The following is a 14,157-nucleotide window of genomic DNA, read 5'->3' as shown; positions in this document are numbered from 1 at the left end:
GCGGTGGCTTCCTGGCCGGCCGCTAGTGAGGGTCCGCGCCCGCGTCCATCCCCTTCACCGCCAGGTCGAGGAAGTTGGCCAGCGCCTGGAGGCGGGCACTGCGCTGTTTGCGGGCGGGGACCAGGAGGGTGATGGGTGCGCTGTCGAAGCGCCACGCCGGCAGCAGCCGGACCAGGGCGCCGCGTGCGATGGCATCGGCGACGTCCCACTGGGAACGCAGCACGATGCCCAGACCCTGTTCGGCCCAGCGGCGGGCCACGCTGCCATCGTTGGTGAGCAGCGCCGGTTCGATGCGCAGCGTCTGGCGCTCCTGGTCGTTGCGCAGTTGCCAGAGGGTCACGTCCTCGTCGTTCTCTCGGATGCAGATGCAGCGGTGCTGCAGCAGCGCCCTGGGCCCCTGCGGCAGGCCGTGCTGCTCCAGGTAGGTCGGACTGGCGCACAGCCAGCGTTCGTTGTGGGCCAGGGTCTTGGCGATCCAGGAGCTGTCGTCGATGGCGCCGATATGAATGACCGCATCGCTGTCGTGCCGGTCGGGCCAGGGGGTCTCGCGCAGGTCCAGTTGCAGGCGTAGCTGCGGATGCAACACGGCGAAGCGCGCCAGCAGCGGGGCGATGCGCTGGCGGCCGTAGCCGAAGGGCGCGGCGAGGCGCAGGGTGCCCACCAGCTGCCGATCCTGGCGGGCGAAGGTGTCGGGCAAGGCCTCCAGACGTTCGAGCAGTTCGCTGCATTGCTGGGCGAAGCGCTCGCCGTCGGGGGTCAGACTCAGCCGCCGGGCATCGCGATTGGCCAGGGCCACCCCCAGCCGTGCCTCCAGCTTGCGCAGGCGGGTAGAGAGCGCGGGCGGCGAGACGTTGAGGGCGCGCGCCGCCGCGCTGAGGGAATCACAGCGGGCCAGGAGTACCACCAGGCGCAGGTCTTCAATGGCGATCATTAATCTGGACTAAAGGAATGCATCAGCAGGATTGAACCACAGGTTAACGAAGGGCGGCTACAGTTCGCCCATCGCCCACCGGTCGAGTCCTTGCCATGACCCTTTCCCTGCTTACCCTCGATACCCCTGCCGCGCTCATCGACGAAGCCCGGATGATGCACAACATCCACCTCATGCAGGCGCGCATGGACGCCCTCGGCGTCCGCCTGCGGCCCCATGTGAAGACCAGCAAGAGCGAGGCGGTCATCCGCCGGCAACTGGCGGCAGGCGCCCAGGGCGTGACCGTCTCCACTCTCCAAGAGGCCGAAGCCTGTTTCGCCCTGGGCATCACCGACGTGCTCTACGCCGTGACCATCGCTCCGGCGCGGCTGGAACAGGTCAGCACGCTGCGGCGGCAGGGTTGTCGGCTAGGCATCCTGACCGACAGCCTGGCCGGGGCCCAGGCCATCGTCGCGGCCGGCCAGCGCTACGACGAAGTCTTCGAGGTCTGGCTGGAGATCGACTGCGATGGCCATCGCGCGGGCCTGCAACCGGACGATCCCCGGCTGGTGCAGATCGCCGAGCTGCTGAGCGCGGGCGGCATGCGCCTGGCGGGGGTGCTCACCCATGCCGGCTCCAGCTACGCGCTGGACGGCCCCCAGGCGCTGCAGGCCCTGGCCGAGCAGGAGCGCGCCTGTTGCGTGGCGGCGGCCGAGCGGCTGCGTGCCCAGGGCCTGGCCTGTCCGCAGGTCAGTATCGGCTCGACGCCCACGGCGCTGTCGGCCCTGGATCTGATCGGGGTTACCGAGGTCCGCGCCGGGGTCTACGTCTTCCAGGACCTGGTGATGCATAACGTCGGCATCTGCCAGGCCGAGGATCTGGCGCTGAGCGTCCTGACCACGGTGATCGGCCATCAGGTGGAGAAAGGCTGGGTGCTGGTGGACGCCGGTTGGATGGCCCTCAGTCGCGACCGGGGCACCCAGCGGCAGCGGCGTGACTTCGGCTATGGCCAGGTCTGCACCCTGGACGGCCGCTGGCTCGAAGGGGCCCTGCTGACCGGTGCCAACCAGGAGCATGGCATCGTCAGCTTCGCCGGAGGCTGCCCAGATGATCTGGAGCAGCGCTTCCCGGTGGGCAGCCGCCTGCGCATCCTGCCCAACCATGCCTGCGCCACCGGCGGCCAGTTCGAGCGCTATCACGCCGTGGACGCCAGCGGCGCGGTCACCCCCTGGAGTCGCCTGCATGGCCGCTGATACGCGTTTCATCCAGACCGCGGCCGCGGCGCTACCGGGCGGCCACTATTCCCAGGCGGTGGCCTACCAGGGGCTGCTCCATGTATCCGGGCAACTGCCGGTACGACCCGACGGCAGCCATGCGGTCGCGGCGAGTTTCGCTGAGCAGGCCCAGATCGCCCTGGACAACCTCTGCGCCATCCTGGCCGCGGCAGGGCGGGGGCCGCAGGATCTGCTCAAGGTGACCGTCTATGTTGTCGGCATCGAGCACTGGCCTACCTTCGACCGCCTCTATGCCGGATTCCTGGGCGAACACCGGCCGGCGCGGGCGGTGGTGCCGGTGCCGCAGTTGCACCATGGTTATCTCGTCGAGATCGAGGCGCTGGCGCGCGCCGACTGATCGCCCGTCGCCATCTGGGAGCTCCCCTCATGCTGCTGGACCCTTCGTTGCAAACGTTGATCGATCCCCAAGTGACCCGCTGCTGTTATCTCGCCGGCCGCTGGGTGCCGGTGCCTGGCGCCGCCCGGGCCACGGTGACGGATCCCGCGACCGAACGCGCGCTCGCCGAGGTGGCCCTTGGCGGCGCCGCGGAAGTCGACCAGGCGGTGCAGGCCGCCCGCGGCGCCTTCGACGCCTGGTCCGGGCAGACGCCGGCCGCTCGCGCCCAACGGCTGGAGCGCCTGCAGACCCTGCTGGCACAGCGTGCCGACACCTTCGCCCAGGTGATTTCACGGGAGATGGGTGCGCCCCTCGCCGCGGCCCGGGCCCTGCAGGTGCCCCTGGCCCTGGAACACCTGCGCGTGGCACGCGAGGTGGTGAGCGACTACGCCTTCGAGCGCGCCGACGGTGCCTTGCGTCTCAGGCGTGAGCCCATCGGCGTCTGCGCGCTCATCACGCCCTGGAACTGGCCGCTCTACCAGATCACCGCCAAGGTCGCGCCGGCGCTGGCCGCCGGCTGCACGGTGGTGCTCAAGCCCAGTGAACTGGCCCCACTGAGCGCCCTGCTGTTCGCCCAGGCGGTTCATGACGCGGGGATCCCGGCGGGGGTGTTCAACCTGGTCAACGGCGACGGCCCCACCGTCGGCGCGGCGCTGGCCGAGCATCCCGATGTCGACATGATTTCCATCACCGGCTCCAATCGCGCCGGGGTCCTGGTGGCCCAGGCCGCCGCCCTTACGGTCAAGCGCGTGACCCAGGAACTGGGCGGCAAGTCGCCCAACCTGCTGCTGCCCGATACCGATCTGCCGGAGGCGGTGGCCAAGGGCGTGCTGGCGGCCTTACGCAACAGCGGCCAATCCTGCAGCGCGCCGACGCGGATGCTGGTGCCTCAGGCCCAGCTGACCGAGGTGGAGCGCCTGGCGGCAGCCACCGTGGCGGGTCTCGTGGTCGGTGACCCCCAGGCGCCCGCGACGACCCTCGGCCCGCTGGCCAATGGCGCCCAGTTCGCCCGGGTGCAGGCGCTGATCGAGAGCGGTCTGGCAGAGGGCGCCAGGCTGGTCTGCGGCGGACCGGGTCGCCCGGATGGCTGCACCACCGGCTTCTATGCGCGCCCCACGGTGTTTTCGGCGGTCACCTCGGGGATGCGCATCGCCCAGGAGGAAATCTTCGGGCCGGTGCTCTGCCTGCTGCCCTACAGCTCGCTCGACCAGGCCATCGCCATCGCCAACGACAGCCGCTATGGCCTCAGCGCCCACGTCCAGGGTCGGGACCCCCACCAGGTCGCCGCGGTAGCGGCCCGTCTGCGCGCCGGGCAGGTCCATCTCAACTATCCGGCCTGGAACCCCTGGGCACCCTTCGGCGGCTACAAGCGTTCCGGCAACGGGCGCGAATATGGCGTCCACGGCCTGGAGGAGTACCTGGAGACCAAGGCGATCCTCGGCCACTGAGCGGTTCAGGCGAACAGCGGATTGTCCCTGAGCGCCGCCACCGCCAGGTCGATGAAGGCCCGTACCTTGGCCGGTGCCTGGCGGCCTTCGGGGTAGATGAGGTGGATCGGCAGCGGCGCTTCCTCGTGCTCGGCGAGGACGATCTGCAGCGCGCCTTCGGCCAGGGCCGGCGCGATCTGGTAGTGCAGGACCCGGGTGAGGCCGCGACCGGCCTTGGCCGCGCTGATGGCGGCCTCGTTGGTGTTGCAGTGCAGCAGCGGATCGACGCTCACCCGTTGCCCACCGGCAAAGCGCCATTCCGGTGATGACCAGGCGCTGTGGGACACCAGGATGCGGTGCTCACGCAGCGCGGCAGGGGTAGCGGGCACGCCCTGGGCCTGCAGATAGTCGGGGGCGGCGCAGACCACCCGGCGCACGCGCCCGACCTGGATGGCGGTGAAGCCCGAATCGGGCAGGTGACCGATGCGCAGGGCGACGTCCATGCCTTCCTCGACGATGTTCACCGGCCGGTCGACGAAGAAGGTGCGGGCGCGCATCTGCGGATAGCGTTCGAGATAGTCCAGCAGCAGCGGCAGCACGTGCAGCTGCCCGAACAGCAGCGGGGCGGTGATGGTCAGGGTGCCGACCGGCTTGGCGTAGTGGCCGGCCGCGGCCAGCTCCGCCTCGGCGATGTCGGCGAGGATGCGTCGGCAATCCTGCAGGTAGCGGGCGCCGGCTTCGGTGGGCCTGACCGAACGGGTGGTGCGCACCAGCAGGCGCGCGCCGACCAGCTCCTCCAGCGCCGCCACCAGGCGGGTCACCGCCGGTGCGCTCAGGTGCAGCTCCCGGGCGGTACGGGCGAAACTCTCGGTTTCCGCCACCTTCACGAACACGCGCATCGCCTGCCAACGATCCATCTGCCTCGCCGTCCTGTCTTGTCGACCAGGCTCCATGGTAGTCAACTTCAGGCGGCGCGGATCATAGATCGAGCTCCAGGCGGTCGGTGCCAGCCGCCGGCACCGCGCAGCACAGCAACGCCTCGCCGTCGGCGACCCGCGCCACCGGCTCCCGCGCATAGGTGACGGCGCCGCCGAGCAGCCGTGTCCGGCAGCTGCCGCAATGACCTTCGCGGCAGCTGAAGGCGGGGTCGAGGCCTCGGGCTTCGGCCAGCTCCAGCAGCGAGCCTGCCGCGGGTGTCCAGCGCGCTTCCTTGAGCGAGGCGGTGAAGACCACCGGCACACTGTCCGTGGCCGCGGCTGGACGCACGGGAGCCGCCGCTTCCAGGGGCTGACTGCGGCGCAGCGCCGCCGGACCGAAGGCTTCGGCATGGATACGCGTGTCCTCGACGCCGTAACCGCGCAGGCCGTCGTACAGTGCCTGGGTGAAGGCCGCCGGGCCGCAGAGGTAGAAGGTGTGATCGCCGAAGGGCAGGAAGCGGCCCAGCACACCCAGGTCGATCCGTCCGGCCACCTCGTAGTCGGTATCCGCCACGGCCCCGCGGGTATCGCTCAGCGCCCGCACCAGGCGCAGCGAGCCTCCGGCGGCGGCCACTAACTCGGCCAGTTCCGCATCGAAGGCGCGCTCGGCCTTCGACCGGGCTCCGTAGAAGAGGGTGATCGGGCGCTGGCGCTGGGTCCGGCGTCCTTCGTGGACCAGGTGCCTGAGCATCGCCAGCAGCGGGGTGATGCCGATGCCGGCCGCCAGCAGAACCAGGGACTGGTCGGCGGCGGTCAGGGTGAAGTCCCCCGTCGGCGGGCGCGTGTCGAGCAGATCGCCCTCGCGCAGCCGGTCGTGCAGCCAGGTGGACACCAGCCCCTCGCGCTTGACGCTGATGCGGTAGTGCCCGTCGGCCGGCGCACTGGAGAGGCTATAGCTACGCAGCGCCGGGGCCTGGCCGGCGACCGGAGTGAGGCGTACCGGCAGGAACTGGCCGGCCTGGGCGGGCGGCAAGGCGGTACCGTCCGCCGCGGCGAGATGGAAGGAGCGGATGGTGGCGCTCTCCTCGACGATGCGGATGACGCGCAAGGGTCGCCAGCGGTTGCCGAGTTCCCGGCTCAGCAGGCGCTCGCGCGCCTGCGCCCAGCTGCCGGTCAGCTGGCTGCTGTCCGACTCGCCCCCGGCCCGCGCCCGCCAGCGCAGGGTCAGGGCGGCGCGGCGCCGGACGATACGTTGCGGGCGAAAGGTCCAGAGGCGTTCGGCGCCCTCGAAGGCGGCGATCTCCGGCGAGTCGAACAGCACCTCGGCGGTGCCGCTCAGCTGCAGCAGGTCGCCGCGCTCGTCGTCGACGAACAGCAGTCCGGCCTGGCCGTTGACGGCGATGTTGCCCAGGGTGTTGAAGAACAGGTTGCCGTTGAAGTCGGGAATGGTCAGCACGCCCTCGGCATCCACCCGGACGAAGCCCGGCTTGCCGCCACGGTGGGAGACGTCCACCCGGCGCCGTCCCTCCTGCTCGGCATAGGAGGCGACGAAGAAGGTATCGGTCCCTTCGATCAGCTGGCGTGCCGCCTCATCCAGCGTCTCGAGGGGTTCGACGGCCGGAGCGGGCGTCTTATCCGGTGGTTGGTTGGGTTGCAGGTCGCGCAGCTGGATGTAGCGCGGGCAGTTGCCGAAGCTCTGGTCCACGGTCAGCCGTAGGCCCTGGGGCGTCAGCTCGACCTCGCCGTTGACGCGGTTACGGCGCCGGGTGTGCAGCTCGATACCCAGCAATCCCACGGCGGCGCCATCCGCCAGGCCGGTGCCGGCCGGATCCCCTGCCGCTAGGCTGGCCGCGATGTCCAGCCGCGTTGGCGTCGGAGCGCTGACGAAGCCCGGCGCGCCTTCCAGGATCGTCGCCCAGGCCGCGCCGGTCGCGTCCACGCTACCCAGCACCAGGAAGGGCAGTTGCTGGTAGAAGGCGCGGTGCTGGTCGGGCATGAAGCTGCGGATCACCCGCGGGCCGACCTCGGCCATCCGCTGGCGGACGCCGACGCGCTCCTGCAGGGCGATTTCGCCGGGGTGCCAGGTGGGCAGAGCGTTCAGGGGCGTGCTCATCGAGGTGGCTCCTCGCGGTGGGGAAGGCGGGTGATCCCGCTGCTTCAGGCGCGCAGACCGGCAGCCGTCTGCGGAAAGGGCACGAAGCCCGGCAGGGCTTCCACCCGCTGCAGAAAGGCTCGCACAGCGGTATAGGGCGCCAGGTCCACGTTACCTTCCGGCGCTCCGGCCAGATAGCTGTAGAGGGCGACGTCGGCGATGGTCGGGTGATCGGCGGCCAGCCAGTCGCGGTTCGCCAGCTGAGCCTCCAGCCGCTCCAGAAGGACGTGGGCGCGGGCGATGACTTCCTCGGGATTCAAGCGGGCACCGAACACCGTGATCAGCCGCGCCGCTGCCGGGCCATAGGCCAGTTCGCCCGCGGCCACCGACAACCAGCGCTGGACGGCGGCGGCCCCGGCCGGGTCTTCCGGCAGCCAGTCGGTGCGGCCCAGCTTCTTCGCCAGGTAGACGAGGATGGCGTTGGAGTCGGCGACGATCACGCCATCATCCTCAAGCACCGGCACCTGGCCGAAGGGGTTGAGGGCGAGGAACGCCGGGGTGCGGTGCTCGCCGGCCGCGAGGTCGACCTCGACCAGTTCGGGCGCGAGGCCCAGCAACGAGGCGAACAGCACGGCGCGATGGGCATGACCGGATAACGGCAGGTGGTAGAGCTTCATGATCCAACTCCTGGCAGGCATCGGGCCGAGGGTGGTCCCGATTCGTGCTACCAGCTTGGGGTCAGAGCGCTTTCGTGGGAATCGGCCTTCTCGTCAGTTCAGCATTCCGCAAAATGGAATGATCGGATTAGGTTCTGTACGAAAAGTCGCCGAGCGAAGGTCAGGCGAGGCCTAGGCGGCCCCACGAAAAAGGCTGAGGAAGCGGACCGGGCTCGCGCTCGAGTTTACGACCGGTAAATGAGCATTGCGACCGGGCTGGCGATCCAGGCCTTTTTCAACGAAGCATTACCGAGCGCAGGCACATTTCGTACAGGACCTAGCGGCAGGCGAAGGCCAGCACCCGCCCCAACATGGCATCGCAGCCGTCCAGTTGCGCCTGGGTGACGAATTCGTCGGGCTTGTGCCCCTGGGCCATGCTGCCGGGGCCGCAGACGACGGTCGGGATGCCGGCCGCGGCGAACAGGCCGCCTTCGGTGCCGAAGGCCACCGTGCCGAAGTCGCGGGAGCCACAGAACTGCGCGACCCACTCGGCTGCCTCGCTTTCGAGGGCGGTATCCAGGCCGGGATAGCTCGACAGCTCGGTAAAGCGGATGGCGCTCTGACCGCTGATGGCGCGCATGGCCGGTAGCAGGATCACTTCGGCAAGGGCCTGGAGCTGGTGGATCACCTGATAGGGATCCTGGGCGGGCAGGGCGCGGATCTCGAAATCGAAGGTGCAGTCCTGGGGCACGATGTTCAGGGCCTGGCCGCCCGCGATCAGCCCGGTCTGCACCGTGGAGAAGGGCGGGTCGAAGCGTGGATCCTGGTCTTGCGGGGCCTTGAGCGCCTCGCCAAGCCGGCCCAGTTCGACGACCAGGCGCGCGGCGTATTCGACAGCGTTGACGCCCTCGGGCGCATAGGCCGAATGACAGGCCGCGCCGTGTACCTGGCAGCGCATGGCCACCTTGCCCTTGTGGCCGAGCACGGGCTTGAGCTCGGTGGGTTCGCCGATCAGGCACAGCAGCGGCTTGACCGGGCGCTGCGCCAGCTGGTCCAGCAGGCTGCGTACGCCCAGGCAGCCAACTTCCTCGTCATAGGACAGCGCCAGGTGCAGCGGGCGGCGCAGGGCCGCGCGACTGGCCGCGGGCACCAGCGCCAGCAGGCAGGCCAGAAAGCCCTTCATGTCGGCGGTGCCGCGGCCATAGAGCCGGCCGGCGCTTTCGCTGAGGGCGAAGGCGGGACGGGTCCAGGCCTGGCCGTCCACCGGCACCACGTCGGTATGCCCCGAGAGCACGATGCCCGGTACGTCCGCCGGCCCCAGGGTGGCGAAGAGATTGGCCTTGGTGCCCTCGGCGTTGTGGATCAGTTCGTAGGGTACGCCGAAGCCATCCAGGTAGCCGGCGACGAAGTCGATCAGCGCCAGGCTGGATTCGCGACTGGTGGTGTCGAAGGCCACCAGCTGCGCCAGCAACTCCTGGCTGGCGCTCATCGGTCGTCTCCCGGCACGCCGTAGCCGGGGGCGAGATCCGGACGCACCGCGCGGTCGAGATAGTCCTGCAACTGGGGTTCATAGGCGCGCCACAGGGCCGCCAGCTCGCCAATGGGGTCGGTCTCGGCCCAGTCGACGCGCAGATTGACGATGGGCCAGCTGGGCTCGCCCACCACCAGCAGCGCCGCCGAGTGCACCGGACCGGCCTCGCCACCGGCGGCCATCGCCGCCTGCATGGCCAGCAGCAGGCGCTCGGCGAGGGCGCCCTGGCTGGTTTCGAAGCTTGCCACCAGCGCCTCCACCACCGCGGGGCTGGCCAGCATGTTGCCGGCGCCCACGCAGTTCAGGCCGCTCAAGGCCTGGTGCACGCCCAGGGTATGGGCACCGCTGTGATGGGCACTGCGGCCCTGGGCGTCGATGACGGTCACCTGGCGATATTCGGCGTAGCCATCGCCGGCCAGGCTCTCGGCCAGGGCCGCGGCGGGTGTCAGACCTTGCGCCAAGCGCTCCAGGGTGCGCGGTCCCAGGGCGGGCAGGGTGATGTTCTGCGAGCTGACCGCGCCGACACCGGGCTGCAGCCAGGGGCAGCGGGCGCCCACGGCGATGCTCGACGAACTGATGGCGATGCCGAATTGACCGGTGGCGGCGCAGCGGGCGGTAAGGGAAAAGGTCATGGCGGCGCCTCAGTCAGGGATCACGGCGATGACGTCGATCTCCATCAGCCACTGGGGCTGCCCCAGTGCGGATACCACCAGGCCGGTGGAGATGGGGAAGACGCCCTTGAGCCACTTGCCGACCTCCTGGTACACCGGCTCGCGGTAGCGCGGATCGGTCAGGTAGGTAGTGGTCTTGACGATATGGCTGAGGTCGCTGCCGGCTTCTTCCAGCAGTTGCTTGACGTTCTTCATCGCCTGCTCGGCCTGGGCCCGGGGATCGCCCAGCCCGACCAGCTTGCCGTCGAAATCGGTGCCCACCTGACCGCGCACATAGACGGTGTTGCCGGCACGCACGGCCTGGCAGAGGTCGTTGTCCAGGCTCTGATTGGGGTAGGTGTCCTTGGTGTTGAACATGCGGATGCGGGTATGGGTCGGGGTGGCCATGCGGGGAGTCTCCGGATCTCGATAAGGGCGTCAGGCGCTGCGCGACTGCTGGGGTTGGACGGTCGTCTCGACGCTCGGGCGGTAGTCCTGGTAGCGACGCTGGATGGCGATCTGGTCGGCCACATGGCGGGCGTCGTGCCAGCAGCCCCAGATGAAGGCCGAGCCGCGGCGGCTGAGCCAGGGCAGACCGACGAAGTAGATGCCCGGCTCGGCGCCAACCCCGCGTTGATGTTTGGGCTTGCCGTTGTCGCCAAAGGTATCCACCTGCAGCCAGCTGAAATCGGTGGCGTAGCCGGTGGCCCAGATCACCGAGGTCACGCCCGCGGCCTGGAGGTCCAGTTCCCTGAGCGGTTCGCGGATGCAGGCGGCGTCCGCCACCCGTTCGCGGGCTGAGGGCTCTTCGGGCAGGTCCAGGCCATGGCGGGCGGCATAGGCGTCCGCGGCGTCGAGCAGGGACAGGTAGTTGGCGTCGCCGGCGTCGAGGTTCTGCTTGAGGTCCGGGCGGAAGCGCACGACACCGTCGGTGAAGGTGTCGGTGAGGCCCACCAGGGTCATGCCGGCCTGGGCCAGGCGGCGGAAATCCACGGTATGGCCGCCGCGGGCGCCACTCACGGCGATGGTCACGTGTTCGCGACCCGGCTGCATGGTCTCGGTATCCCACAGGCCGAGCACGCCCAGCCACCAGCAGAAGTCGCGACCGCGATAGGCCCGCGGCGGCCGGTCGTGGGGGCCGACGGAGAGATAGACGCGCTTGCCGGCGCGCAGCAATTCCTCGGCGATCTGCACCCCCGAGGAGCCGGCGCCCACCACCAGCACTGCGCCGTCGGGCAGTTGCTGGGGATTGAAGTAATGGGCGGAGTGGATCTGGTAGAGCCGCTCGTCCGTTGGTGCGATGGCCGGGATCACCGGCTTCTGGAAGGGGCCGGTGGCCACCACCACCCGCTGGGCATTCAAGCTGCCCGCCGAGGTTTCCACCAGAAAGCCCGCTTGGCCGGCCTGGCGGGTCACCCGGGTGACGGCGACGCCGGTGCGGATGGGTGCGCCGATCTGCCGGGCATAGGTCTCGAAGTAGGCGGCGATCTCGTCCTTGCCGGGAAAGCCATCCGGCGGCGTCTGGAATTCCAGCCCGGGGAAGCGGTCATGCCAGGCCGGACCGTTGGCCACCAGGGAATCCCAGCGACCGGTGCGCCAGGCTTCGGCGATGCGGTTCTTTTCCAGCACCAGGTGCTCGATGCCGAGGCGCCCCAGGTGCTCGCTCATGGCGACGCCGGCTTGGCCAGCGCCTATCACCAGGGTGTCGATCGTGGTCGGTAATGTGGACATGAGGGTACCCTTCGGCCGCTCCGCAGGGCGCGGCCGTCATCTAAGCAGTAGGAAGGCGGAGCGCAGAGGCTCCGCGGCGATCAATCCAGCACGGAGGAGTCCTGCTGGATCATCAGTTCTTTCATCTCGGCGAAGTGCTGCTCGGAGAAGTCGGTGATGCCTTCCCAGGCGCGGGCGGTCTTTTCGGCGACCTCGGCGGACAGCACCTTGAGCGGCTGGCCGGTGGACCAGGCGGTGACCAGGATCTGGCAGGCCCGCTCCAGGGTCCAGATGTCGTCGAAGGCCTGGCCGATGGTGGGGGCGATCACCATGACGCCGTGATTGCCCATCAGCAGCCGTTGCTTGCCGTCGAGCAGCCCGGCCAGGCGCGCGCCCTCGGCCTCGGTGTCGGCCATGCCGCCGTAGAGTTCGTCCACCGCGATACGGTTGAAGTAGCGCGCGGTGTTCTGGTCGATGGGCGGCACCTCGGGCCTGGCCAGGCAGGCCACCGCCGTGGTGTAGACCGGGTGCAGGTGCAGCACCACCCGGGCCTCCGGCAGCAGGCGATGGATCTGCCCGTGGATCGACCAGGCCGTCCGATCCACGTCCGGCCGCTCGGCGCCCTGCGGATCCTCCGCATCGAGCAGCAGCAGGTCGCTGGCGCGGATGCGCGAGAAGTGCTTCCACTTCGGATTGATCAGGAAGCGCTTGCCGTCGGCGGAGACGGCGGCGCTGAAGTGGTTGGCGACGGCTTCGTGCATGCCGAGGTGGGCGATGACGCGAAAGGTCGCCGCCAGATCGATGCGCAGCCGTTCCTCGTGAGAAAGTGCCATGGTCGTGACTCCGTAAGACTCAGGGCTTGGGCATCAGGGCGGCGATGTCCGCCTCGGTGGGCGCCTGGAAGTTGTATTTCTTCAGCAGCGCGGCGTACTCCGGAGTGGCGCTGTATTGCTTGAGCGCATCCACCAGGGCGGTCTTGACCGCGTCGTTGCCCTTCTTCACGCCAAAGCCGTTGAGCACCGGATAGATCAGGGTGTCCGAGGAGATCACCACGCGATTGCCGAGCTTTTCCACCAGGCCACGGGCCACGGCGGCGTCGGTGATCTGCGCCTCCACGGCCTTGGACAGCAGTGCCTGGGTGGTCTGGGGATCGGTGCCGTATTCGCTCACGGCGATGGGCTTGAGGCCGTTCTTCACGCAGTACTCGTCGGACAGCTTGTGCAGCTGCTGCAGCCAGGAGGTGGCGCCCATGGAGCCGATCTTGTGGCCGCAGAAGTCTTCCGGCTTCTTGGGCTGATAGCTGCTGCCCTTGAGCGCGATGATCGACTCGCCGCTCTTCAGGTAGGGGATCATGTCGATCACCTTGAGGCGGTCCGCGGTGATGTACATCGAGGAATTGGTGATGTCGAAGCGGCCACCCTGCAGCCCGGTGATGAGGTTGGGGAAGCGGGTGTCGATCGTCTCCACGGAGCGGCCCATGAACTTCGCCAGGCCGTCGACGAATTCGATGTCGAAGCCGGCCGGCTTGTTGTCCTGCACGTATTCGTAGGGGAAGAAGGTCAGGTCGGAACCGGCGACCAGCTTGCCCGGCTGCAGGAAGTCGGCCGAGGCCAGGCTGGAGACCAGCGCCAGGCTGGCGCCCAGTACGGCGGTGGAGAGGATGCGAAGCGAGGCGCTGCTGAATCTTTGCATGGCGAAACTCCTTGAGCGGTAGGAAAGATCAAACGGCAGCCTGGTCGAGCCCGGCCTGCTGGACGAAGAAGGACGCGCCGCGCGGTTTCTGCGGCAGCCGTACGCTGTTGGCCACGCTGCGCACCAGCCCGCTTTCCTGGCCGGCCACCAGCACCCCGGCGTGCTCGCTGGGCAGCGGATTCTCGCCAAAGGGCAAGGCGTCCTCGGCGGCGTAGACGCTGATGAACAGGGTGCGCGGCATCTCGGTCTGGTTGGGGCTGGAGGCGTGCAGCAGGCGGGTGTGCATGAAGCACACCGAGCCGGCCGGGCCAAAGCAGGCCACGGGCTCGCCGCAATGCTCGGCCACCACGTTGTCGTCGACCGCGCCGGTGAAACGACCGTCCTGCCAGTGCGACCAGAGCGGACCCCGGTGGCTGCCGGGGATGACGGTGAGGGGACCGTTCTCCGGGGTCACCTCGCTCACCATCAGCAGCGCGGTGACCACGTCATCATTGCTGTGGGGCGTGAACAGGAAATCCTGGTGCCACTTCACCTGGGTGGCGGTGTGCGGCAGCTTCGAATTGATCTTGCTGTGGTGGAATCTTGTGCCGCTGCCACCGATCAGCTGAGCCGCGACCTGGGCCATCCGCGAGGTGAAGGCGACCTGGCGATAGGCCGCGGAGATCTCGGTCGGCGAGCTGACCCGGCGCAGGGAGGGGTGGTCGGGACGGTGGTCCAGCTCCACGTCGAAGCGGGCGCGGCCGTCCTGGGTCTCGCCCCAGGCTTCGGCGTGGCTGCGGCTCTCTGCCACCCAGCCGTCGAAATCGGCCTGCAGGGTGGCGATCTCGTCGGCGGTCAGCAGGTTCTCGACCACCAGGTAGCCGTCTCGGTGGAAGCTGTCTATTTGCGCTTGCTCGATCAT

Annotated in this window: 14 protein-coding genes; 3 read left to right on the top strand and 11 right to left on the bottom strand. The window is 69.2% G+C overall.

All coding sequences use genetic code 11. The annotated features are described in order from the left end of the window. Positions 1–22: 22 nt before the first annotated feature. Complete coding sequence (locus DBY63_RS09610; RefSeq protein WP_108581773.1) at positions 23–931, bottom strand: LysR family transcriptional regulator; 909 nt, start codon at positions 929–931, stop codon at positions 23–25. A gap of 95 nt (positions 932–1,026) precedes the next feature. On the opposite strand from DBY63_RS09610, the gene DBY63_RS09605 reads away from it, so the two are divergent. From DBY63_RS09605 to DBY63_RS09595, 3 genes are all read left to right on the top strand, one after another. After that, the gene (locus DBY63_RS09605; protein WP_108581772.1) at positions 1,027–2,163 is read left to right on the top strand and encodes a DSD1 family PLP-dependent enzyme; all 1,137 of its coding nucleotides are present in this window, start codon (positions 1,027–1,029) and stop codon (positions 2,161–2,163) included. Further along, entirely contained in the window at positions 2,153–2,542 is a 390-nt protein-coding gene (locus tag DBY63_RS09600; RefSeq protein ID WP_077172856.1) for a RidA family protein, read from the top strand. Before DBY63_RS09605 ends, DBY63_RS09600 begins: the two co-directional genes overlap by 11 nt. Positions 2,543–2,646: 104 nt before the next feature. Beyond that, the gene (locus tag DBY63_RS09595) at positions 2,647–4,029 is read left to right on the top strand and encodes an aldehyde dehydrogenase family protein (protein WP_256594379.1); all 1,383 of its coding nucleotides are present in this window, start codon (positions 2,647–2,649) and stop codon (positions 4,027–4,029) included. 5 nt (positions 4,030–4,034) lie between these two features. Here DBY63_RS09595 and DBY63_RS09590 read toward each other — a convergent pair whose 3' ends face one another. The 10 genes from DBY63_RS09590 to DBY63_RS09545 all read right to left on the bottom strand — a co-directional run bounded on the left by DBY63_RS09590 (position 4,035) and on the right by DBY63_RS09545 (position 14,157). Beyond that, positions 4,035–4,925, bottom strand: a complete 891-nt coding sequence (locus DBY63_RS09590; protein WP_027599297.1) for a LysR family transcriptional regulator — start codon at positions 4,923–4,925, stop codon at positions 4,035–4,037. Positions 4,926–4,986: 61 nt separating this feature from the next. Further along, complete coding sequence (locus tag DBY63_RS09585; RefSeq protein ID WP_108581770.1) at positions 4,987–7,038, bottom strand: pyridoxamine 5'-phosphate oxidase family protein; 2,052 nt, start codon at positions 7,036–7,038, stop codon at positions 4,987–4,989. 44 nt (positions 7,039–7,082) lie between these two features. Next, positions 7,083–7,694 (bottom strand): glutathione S-transferase, encoded by a 612-nt coding sequence (locus DBY63_RS09580; protein ID WP_108581769.1) that lies wholly within the window; start codon positions 7,692–7,694, stop codon positions 7,083–7,085. Between the two features lie 316 nt (positions 7,695–8,010). Beyond that, complete coding sequence (gene argE / locus DBY63_RS09575; RefSeq protein WP_108581768.1) at positions 8,011–9,162, bottom strand: acetylornithine deacetylase; 1,152 nt, start codon at positions 9,160–9,162, stop codon at positions 8,011–8,013. Next, positions 9,159–9,836 carry a DUF1028 domain-containing protein gene (locus DBY63_RS09570; RefSeq protein ID WP_077172851.1) on the bottom strand — a complete coding sequence of 226 codons (678 nt, stop codon included), beginning with the start codon at positions 9,834–9,836 and terminating at the stop codon, positions 9,159–9,161. The genes argE and DBY63_RS09570 overlap by 4 nt, the downstream gene beginning before the upstream one ends. A gap of 9 nt (positions 9,837–9,845) precedes the next feature. Continuing rightward, positions 9,846–10,262, bottom strand: coding sequence for a RidA family protein (locus tag DBY63_RS09565; RefSeq protein ID WP_027599302.1), 417 nt, complete (start codon positions 10,260–10,262; stop codon positions 9,846–9,848). Between the two features lie 30 nt (positions 10,263–10,292). Next, positions 10,293–11,585 carry an NAD(P)/FAD-dependent oxidoreductase gene (locus DBY63_RS09560; protein ID WP_044341837.1) on the bottom strand — a complete coding sequence of 431 codons (1,293 nt, stop codon included), beginning with the start codon at positions 11,583–11,585 and terminating at the stop codon, positions 10,293–10,295. An 80-nt stretch (positions 11,586–11,665) separates the two neighbouring features. Beyond that, complete coding sequence (locus tag DBY63_RS09555; protein ID WP_108581767.1) at positions 11,666–12,397, bottom strand: class II aldolase and adducin N-terminal domain-containing protein; 732 nt, start codon at positions 12,395–12,397, stop codon at positions 11,666–11,668. Between the two features lie 19 nt (positions 12,398–12,416). Further along, positions 12,417–13,256: an ABC transporter substrate-binding protein gene (locus tag DBY63_RS09550; protein WP_108581766.1), complete on the bottom strand. Its 840-nt coding sequence runs from the start codon at positions 13,254–13,256 to the stop codon at positions 12,417–12,419. Positions 13,257–13,284: 28 nt separating this feature from the next. Beyond that, entirely contained in the window at positions 13,285–14,157 is an 873-nt protein-coding gene (locus DBY63_RS09545; RefSeq protein ID WP_108581765.1) for a phytanoyl-CoA dioxygenase family protein, read from the bottom strand.

Source organism: Pseudomonas sp. RIT411 (assembly GCF_003057735.2).
Classification (GTDB): domain Bacteria; phylum Pseudomonadota; class Gammaproteobacteria; order Pseudomonadales; family Pseudomonadaceae; genus Chryseomonas; species Chryseomonas oryzihabitans.
Note: the sequence above shows the minus strand (reverse complement) of the source record. Positions and strands in the feature narration are given on the sequence as shown.